This window comes from Aquidulcibacter sp. (assembly GCF_020253525.1).
GTDB lineage: Bacteria > Pseudomonadota > Alphaproteobacteria > Caulobacterales > Aquidulcibacteraceae > Aquidulcibacter.
On sequence record NZ_JADCBK010000071.1, the window covers coordinates 1 to 7855 of the forward strand.

The following is a 7855-nucleotide window of genomic DNA, read 5'->3' on the forward strand; positions in this document are numbered from 1 at the left end:
ATAGCTCATCGCCTTCGCACCACCAGCCTTCGCCAGCGTCATCGTGATCGCCGCCGTCAACGTCGTCTTACCATGGTCAACGTGACCAATCGTGCCAATGTTGCAATGCGGTTTCGTACGTTCAAACTTTTCCTTAGCCATTTTTGTCTCTCAGCTTTTCATAAGTTGGGTAAAAGGGGGTGGGGATTAGCCAGCAAGCTTGGCGAGTACTTCCGCACTCACGGCCCGTGGCACTTCTTCATAGTGGTCGAAGGACATGGAGAAGGATGCACGGCCCGAGGAGAAGGACCGCAAATCATTCACATAGCCAAACATATTGGCCAGCGGCACCATGGCGTTGACGACGTTTGCGTTGCCGCGCATGTCTTGGCCTTGGATCATCCCGCGACGCGAGTTGATGTCGCCGATCACGGAACCCGTGAACTCTTCTGGGCTGACGACTTCCACTTTCATGATGGGCTCAAGCAGGCGTGGGTCGCCATGTTGCTTCAACTCACGGAAAGCCGCGCGTGCTGCGATTTCGAACGCCAAGACGCTGGAGTCCACATCGTGGAACGCCCCGTCGACCAAAGTTGCCTTCAAGTCGATCAGCGGGAAGCCAGCCAAAAGACCGTTTTGAACCGAGCTTTCGAGGCCTTTGATGACGCCTGGGATATATTCCTTAGGCACCGCACCACCAACGATTTGGCTTTCGAAGGTAAAGCCAGTTCCAGGCTCACCAGGCTCAAAAATGAGCTTAATGCGCGCAAACTGACCGGTACCACCGGTTTGCTTCTTGTGGGTGTAGTCGATTTCAGCGCGCTTGTTGATCTTTTCGCGATACGCCACTTTGGGCTGACCCACATTGGCATCCACGTCATAGGTACGACGCAGAATGTCGACCTTGATGTCCAAGTGCAATTCGCCCATGCCACGCAAGATGGTTTGGCCGCTTTCTTGGTCGGTCGAGACGCGGAACGACGGATCTTCATTGGCAAGCTTGGCCAAAGCCAGACCCAATTTTTCTTGGTCTGCCTTCGACTTAGGCTCAATCGCGATTTCGATCACAGGCTCTGGGAATTCCATGCGCTCAAGGATCACAGGCTTCAGAGGGTCGCACAGGGTGTCCCCGGTACGAACTTCCTTCAGACCAGCCAAAGCGACGATATCGCCAGCATAGGCTTCCTTAATGTCTTCGCGGTTGTTCGCATGCATCAACAACATGCGGCCAATACGCTCTTTCTTATCGCGCGAGGAGTTGAGCACGCCGTCACCGGCGGCGCACTTGCCCGAATAGACGCGGCAGAAAGTGATCGTGCCGACGAATTTGTCGTCCATGATCTTAAAGGCCAGCATCGAGAATGGATCTTCGTCGGTTGGCTGACGGGTGGTTTCTTCGTCGGTCTTAAAGTCGATGGCCTTGATCGCTTCGCGGTCTGCGGGCGATGGCAAATAGTCGACAACCGCGTCGAGCAAAGGCTGGACGCCCTTGTTCTTAAACGCAGAACCGCACAGCACGGGGTGGAACGCACGACGGCGCACAGCCACACGCAGCAAGCGCTTGATGGTTTCTTCGTCTGGCTCAACGCCTTCGAGATATTCCATCATCACTTCATCGTCCATTTCGACGACGGCTTCGAGCAATTTGTGGCGGTATTCTTTGGCTTGCTCCAGAAGGTCAGCTGGAATTTCTTCCACGTTGAACTTCGCGCCCAAGCTTTCTTCCAACCAGACAATCGCCTTCATGGCGATCAGATCGATCACGCCCTTGAAGTTGTTTTCCGCACCGATTGGCAATTGCAAGCACACAGGCTTGCCACCCACGCGGGTCACGATTTCGCTGACGCAATTGTAGAAGTCTGCGCCGATCTTATCCATCTTATTGACGAATACGATGCGGGGGACGTCATATTTGTCGGCTTGGCGCCAGACGGTTTCGGTCTGAGGCTCCACACCTTGGTTGCCGTCGAGCACGCACACAGCGCCATCCAACACGCGCAGCGAACGTTCCACTTCAATGGTGAAGTCCACGTGTCCTGGGGTGTCGATGATGTTCAAGCGCTTGTCGCGCCAGAAGCAGGTGGTCGCAGCAGACGTGATGGTGATGCCGCGTTCTTGCTCTTGCGTCATCCAGTCCATGGTAGCCGCACCGTCATGGACTTCGCCAATCTTGTGGGACTTACCGGTGTAGTACAAAATGCGCTCAGTCGTCGTGGTCTTGCCAGCGTCGATGTGCGCCATGATGCCAAAGTTGCGATAGTCAGAAATCGCGTGGGTGCGAGGCATTGAAAAACCCTTTCAGGGGAGTTCTTGGTTTTGCTGGAATTACCAGCGATAATGCGAGAATGCGCGGTTAGCTTCAGCCATCTTGTGCGTGTCTTCACGCTTTTTGACGGCCGAACCGCGGTTCATGGCGGCGTCGGTCAACTCACCAGCAAGACGTTCTTGCATGGTGGTTTCGTTGCGCTTGCGCGCAGCGCCCACGAGCCAGCGAAGAGCCAAGGCCTTGCGGCGCTCTGCACGGACTTCGACAGGAACCTGATAGGTTGCCCCACCCACGCGGCGCGAACGCACTTCGATGGCGGGAGAGATATTATCAAGCGCATCATGGAAGACCTCCAAAGCGGACCGCTTGGCGCGCTTCTCACAGAGATCGAAGGCACCATAGATGGTCGATTCTGCAACCGACTTCTTGCCCTCATACATGATGTAATTCATCAATTTTGTGACATCCATATCCCCGAACTTCGGGTCTGGCAGGATATCGCGCTTTTCGGCGCGGCGACGACGTGACATGGGAAAACCTCGTGTCTAGACTTTTAAGTGCAGGTTAGCCCTGCGAGGAACCAATCCGTTTGTTGGCTGTTGCGAAGCAACTTTGGAGCCAACGAACAAACCAAAATGAAAAATAAACCGCTGAGCGATTTATTTCGGACGCTTTGCACCATAGTGCGAACGGCGCTGCTTACGGTTCTTAACGCCTTGCGTATCGAGAACGCCGCGCAGAATGTGATAGCGAACGCCGGGCAAATCCTTCACGCGGCCGCCGCGGATCAGAACCACCGAGTGCTCTTGCAAATTGTGGCCTTCACCTGGGATGTAGCACACAGCTTCCGAACCCGAGGTCAGACGAACCTTCGCAACCTTACGCAAAGCCGAGTTCGGCTTCTTTGGGGTGGTGGTGTAGACGCGGGTGCAAACACCACGACGTTGAGGGCAGCCTTTCAGGGCTGGAACCTTGTTGCGCACCTTCAATGGTTGGCGCGGCTTACGGATCAACTGGTTGATCGTTGGCATGTTTCTATAACGCTCCTGTATAGCCGACGGATGGGTGGCTATTACCCTCTTTCCAATGCGCGTCCCGCTAAAGCGTTTGCCTCAACGAATAAGCTGCGCGCGCAGCCCTGTCTCACAAGCTTCCAAACCCATACGCCAAAACGAGCAAAACCACCGTCCCCCTTGGTCCGGTGCGCCATGCGCGTGATGATCACATTGTCTGGAAGACCCCTCAAACCTAAGCCATGCCCGCAGACACCCTAAGACTCAGAGGCTTTCTTCGGCGGCGTTCCTATATCCGGACGCGGTTTGGGTCAAGGTGGGGGTGCAGTGGGGGGAAACAACGTACCCTGAATGCTTGGACTTTTGACGCTCAATACATTTGTTACCATCCTCTTCTGAACAACCCAAACTTCACCATTCCATTTTTCATAGATCTCTAGGATTGCAAGTATCTTGACCCCTTCTACCATTGGAACAAAATCGACCCCGTTTAACAAGTTATCTAAAAAGAGGTTATCTGTTACTCGCGCGCTAAACTCCCCTTCTTCCAAGCTACTAAACCGCCACGCCCGTCGGCCCGCTACGAGCGCGGGCTTCACTATTGTTAGCAACGAACGAAGTCGCCTAACCCGTGCAGGCCCTGTCCCCACTGGCACCCCAACCTGCTCAATTGTGGTGGGAAGTGGTTCAGAGTCAAAATCAACCGGATAAAGCCAAGTGGATTTTGCCACAGAGATTGGTCGTTTACCGCGGGACACCGACACGCCCAGACCAACAACTACCGGGTCGCGACCCGCTTCAACCCTTACCCTTTCTCCGTAGCGATTGACCTTTGGATTTTCATTTAGTTCGTGTACCCTAATGGCAATTTTTTCAATATCGTCAGCGGATAATTTTACAATTTCTGGTTGATTGTTTAACAATTCATCCAAGAAAAGATTTGCACTGTAATCGAGAACTTTCTCACAGAACCACATCATTACCACTACTGCCAGGGCATAAAACGTGGTTCTTTTGACTTTGATTTTTCCATTCTCATCGATAAACGAATGAAGTGTTAGGCTGCCGGGAGAAAAACCATCAACTCTGATGACAATGTCGAATCTTGGGTCTAATTCCAATGCAACCATTTTGATTGCGTTTGAATACGCCAGTGCAGTCCGCGCTACTACGTCCAAATCGGGATATTCACCTTCGACTGTATCAAAATATAACCCAAGGTACTGAGCCATGTTGCCGCCTCAATTTAAAAGTGCAAATGCCACAAAGTTGATCTAAAAATCAAGTACAATCTATTTTCTCTTTGGACAACCTTGCCCCGGCCACTCAGCTTCACTAGGCTTGATAATTGGCACTTAAACCACGGCGCGGTGCACTTACATTTAGACTGAAGATCGAGGCTCTAGACACGTCCGACGACTCCGATGGGCGCTAAGCTTCGAGTCAAAGTCTTCCCGCAATTGAACTCCGAGCCCACCCTCCCCCTCGGGGGCAAGGGCAGCGCGTGTTTTTTGTTGCGCGTCCCACAAGGTCCCCGCTCTTCGCTTCGGCGGGGATGACGTTGTGGGGAGAGGTTTGATCTAGAAGCGTTTTGGTGCCCATTCTGGTCACCCAACCGCTTCCTTTATCGTGCTCGGGCGATTTGTCGCGTCAAGTCCAGATTTCCTTCGGAAATCTGCCGCGGAGCGGCGCAGCGCGGACTTGACCCGTCAAATCGCCCACGAACAATAACGTATGGCTTTTGGGGCAGGCAGGGCCTGCGCATGAGCCTTCCAGAACAAAAAACTACAAACAGACAATCCCGGACGGCGCAGCCGAGCCGGGACCTCCGAGCGCAAAGTCCCACCAAGTCCCCGCTCTTCGCTCATGCTTCGGCGGGGATGACATCGTTGGGGGTGGGGGCGGGAGTGGCTGCTTACTTCCCGCCCGAAATTGCTTTGCGCAATTGGCGTAGAATGTACCAAACGCCGAACACCACAAAGGGGGCAGAAAGGCCGGTGGCGGCTTTGGCATTGAAGTGGAAAATCGTTTCGGCCAAGCCTTCCATCGCAAAATGGATCAGGCCCAACGAATAGTAAGAGATGGCGGCGACCGACAGGCCTTCAACGGTCTGCTGGAGGCGTAACTGCTCTTGGCTGCGGCGATCCATCGAGGCCAAAAGGCCGACATTGATTGCCTCGGAAGCTACTTCAACCCGCGTGTTGAGCATTTGCGTGGTGCGGGCGATCCGCTCAATCACATCACGTTGACGCTCTGCCACCGCCACGCAGGTGCGCATGGCGGGTGCCAGTCGCCGTTCCATAAAGTCTGAAATGGTTGGACGACCCTCAATAGCTTGCTCGCGCAATTGGCCGATCCGCTCTTGCACCAGCCCTTCATACGCGCGGGCAGCGGCAAATCGATAGGTGGTTGCCCCGACCAAAGCTTCGGCTTGCCCCGCTAAAGCTGCGAGGCGTGAGAGAAGGTTGCGGTCAGCTTCCACGCCACCCTCGTCGGCAACTTGCATGGCCGAGGCAGCCGCTTCAGCCTCAAAGCGCGCCAAAGTCGCTGAGGTGGAATTGGCCAGCGGGAAGGCCAAGAGCGCCAAGAGACGATAGGTCTCTATCTCGAACAATTGTTGCAAGACACGGCCCGCCGTCACGGGATTGGGGTCAGACTGAACCATGACAAAGCGGGTAAAGGAATCAGGGCCGGGGCGGAAATCGCTGAATACGTCAATCGTGCCATTGGCAACACGGGCGGCGATTACGTCGCTATCGGCAAAGGGTAAATGCTCGGGCGCTAATGTCGACAAAACGACATGTGCCGCACATAGAACTTCCCCTGGCAAGTCTGCCAGCCAGTCCTGCGGGATCAAATCGAGTGCCGTGGCTTCGAACATAAAGTCTGGCGTTGCGGGGCTGTCTCGAAACACGGTCCAGGTTGAGATTTCGGTGTGACGCTCCCACCGCAAGCGCCATGTTCCACCATCCACTACACACCATCGAGCGTCGGGCCCCGGCTCTGATGTTCCGATTTTGCGGCATAAAGCGGCCATATGAGCACGGTCTGCGCCAACCCCGCCTTCGCCGGACATGGTGGCGATGCGCGAAGCCAAATGGGGTGCTTGCACCGGTGTGGAGGGCCGCGCATGCGCCTCTGCAAGCAGCAGATCACGCTGGGGATGAAACTTCCATTGTAAACCTTGCCGTCTCATGCTGTTCTTCTCCCAAGATCCGCCTGAACGGGTTGGCTTGCCGCCGGTAACAAGCTTGTCAATGTATGGCTCTGGTTCGCACGACCTTAGCAGGTTAATGTCACACCGATGTTTTAGGGGGTCACAGGGGCAATAGTAGTGGAACATTCGACAATCGCGGTAGGGCGAATTTGCGGTGACCACGCTGTGGACACGTTCGAAACATGGCCAAGGCCGATCATCAATCTGTGCTTTGGTTCCCCGCAGGATTAACTGGAACCCAGCTGATGTACAGAAAGCCGAAATGGAACCGGGAAGGGATGAATTGGCCACATCGCCAGTACAGCCGCTTCATCCAAGTCGGTGATCAAAAGTGGCACTTACAGACAATGGGCCAAGGCCCACCGATCCTATTGCTGCATGGAACGGGCTCGTCCTGTCATACTTGGGCGGGCATTGCCCCCTTGCTTGCCGAGCAATTTACTTTGGTCATGCCAGACCTGCCCGGGCATGGCTTTACCCAAACACCCCCTGAATCAGGCCAGTCTTTAGCGGGCATGGCACGGCTTATTCGCGATTTACTGACGGCCTTGGATATAGAGCCCACAGCCCTGATCGGGCATTCGGCGGGGGCCGCCATTGCGGCGGAATTAACCCTCGCAGGCTATGTTCGCCCACAAGTCATTATTGCCATAAATGGGGCGTTTCAGCCCTTTAAGGGCTTGGCGGCCCTTCTCTTCCCAGTTGCGGCCCATGTCTTGGCGCTCAATCCCCTTACCATTTACGCAGTCGCCAGTGGCGCGAAAGATAGCCGCAGGATCGAGAAATTGATGCGCAGTACCGGCTCTGAAATTCCAGCTGACATGGTGGCAAGATATCGTGATCTCTTTACCGCACCGGGCCATGTTGCCGGCATGTTGGGGATGATGGCGAATTGGAACCTCGCCCCCTTGGTTCGAAAGATGGCAGGGCTTCAGGTGCCGATCTATTTGGTGTCGGGTGCGAAGGATGCAGCGGTGACCCCGGCAAGTGCACAGACCTTGTGCCAAACCGTCCCCCAAGCCCGCTTTATCCCGCTGCCGCAACTGGGCCATTTGGCGCATGAGGAAGATCCAAACGCGGTGGCTGCTGTGGTCTTCTCTGTTCTCGGCCCATCTGCGACCTAAATCTATCCCGCCTGACGGCAAATGGGTTTAAACTAAGCGCCTGTAACGCCAAACTTGCTGGCCTGCTTGTTTAAGGGTTTGCCCGGGCCTTGCGTCCACTCAAATTGCGGGTTTAATTGTCCAATGAATTTTACAACACGACCCTCTGACTTCGCTGCGGCCCGTGCCGACACCCGTCCTCATGCCATTGTCATTGGCGCAGGCTTTGGTGGCCTTGCTGCTGCCATCCGCCTGGGTGCTAAGGGCTATCGGGTCA

7 protein-coding genes are annotated in these 7855 nt (G+C 54.9%); 1 reads left to right on the forward strand and 6 read right to left on the reverse strand.

All coding sequences use genetic code 11. From position 1 onward, the window contains the following. From IOB61_RS09605 to IOB61_RS09630, 6 genes are all read right to left on the reverse strand, one after another. Positions 1–141 (reverse strand): GTP-binding protein (locus IOB61_RS09605; RefSeq protein ID WP_290803522.1); only part of this gene is annotated, 141 nt, incomplete at its 3' end. A 45-nt stretch (positions 142–186) separates the two neighbouring features. Further along, positions 187–2265, reverse strand: a complete 2079-nt coding sequence (fusA, locus tag IOB61_RS09610; protein WP_290815664.1) for an elongation factor G — start codon at positions 2263–2265, stop codon at positions 187–189. A 39-nt stretch (positions 2266–2304) separates the two neighbouring features. Continuing rightward, positions 2305–2775 (reverse strand): 30S ribosomal protein S7, encoded by a 471-nt coding sequence (rpsG, locus tag IOB61_RS09615; RefSeq protein WP_085339555.1) that lies wholly within the window; start codon positions 2773–2775, stop codon positions 2305–2307. Between the two features lie 129 nt (positions 2776–2904). Beyond that, a complete protein-coding gene (gene rpsL / locus IOB61_RS09620) occupies positions 2905–3276 on the reverse strand; it encodes a 30S ribosomal protein S12 (protein ID WP_085339554.1) in 372 nt (123 codons plus the stop codon). Between the two features lie 293 nt (positions 3277–3569). Next, positions 3570–4490, reverse strand: coding sequence for a hypothetical protein (locus IOB61_RS09625; RefSeq protein ID WP_290815667.1), 921 nt, complete (start codon positions 4488–4490; stop codon positions 3570–3572). Between the two features lie 683 nt (positions 4491–5173). Then, positions 5174–6454: a DUF3422 family protein gene (locus IOB61_RS09630; protein ID WP_290815670.1), complete on the reverse strand. Its 1281-nt coding sequence runs from the start codon at positions 6452–6454 to the stop codon at positions 5174–5176. A gap of 299 nt (positions 6455–6753) precedes the next feature. Between IOB61_RS09630 and bchO the strand changes: the two genes are divergently transcribed. Continuing rightward, complete coding sequence (gene bchO / locus IOB61_RS09635; protein WP_290815673.1) at positions 6754–7599, forward strand: alpha/beta fold hydrolase BchO; 846 nt, start codon at positions 6754–6756, stop codon at positions 7597–7599. Positions 7600–7855: the final 256 nt, after the last annotated feature.

Bases quoted from the DNA above. Each gene is read 5' to 3' on its own strand.
- fusA (WP_290815664.1), bottom strand. From the start codon at position 2,265: ATGCCTCGCACCCACGCGATTTCTGACTATCGCAACTTTGGCATCATG.
- rpsG (WP_085339555.1), bottom strand. From the start codon at position 2,775: ATGTCACGTCGTCGCCGCGCCGAAAAGCGCGATATCCTGCCAGACCCG.
- rpsL (WP_085339554.1), bottom strand. From the start codon at position 3,276: ATGCCAACGATCAACCAGTTGATCCGTAAGCCGCGCCAACCATTGAAG.
- IOB61_RS09625 (WP_290815667.1), bottom strand. From the start codon at position 4,490: ATGGCTCAGTACCTTGGGTTATATTTTGATACAGTCGAAGGTGAATAT.
- IOB61_RS09630 (WP_290815670.1), bottom strand. From the start codon at position 6,454: ATGAGACGGCAAGGTTTACAATGGAAGTTTCATCCCCAGCGTGATCTG.
- bchO (WP_290815673.1), top strand. From the start codon at position 6,754: ATGAATTGGCCACATCGCCAGTACAGCCGCTTCATCCAAGTCGGTGAT.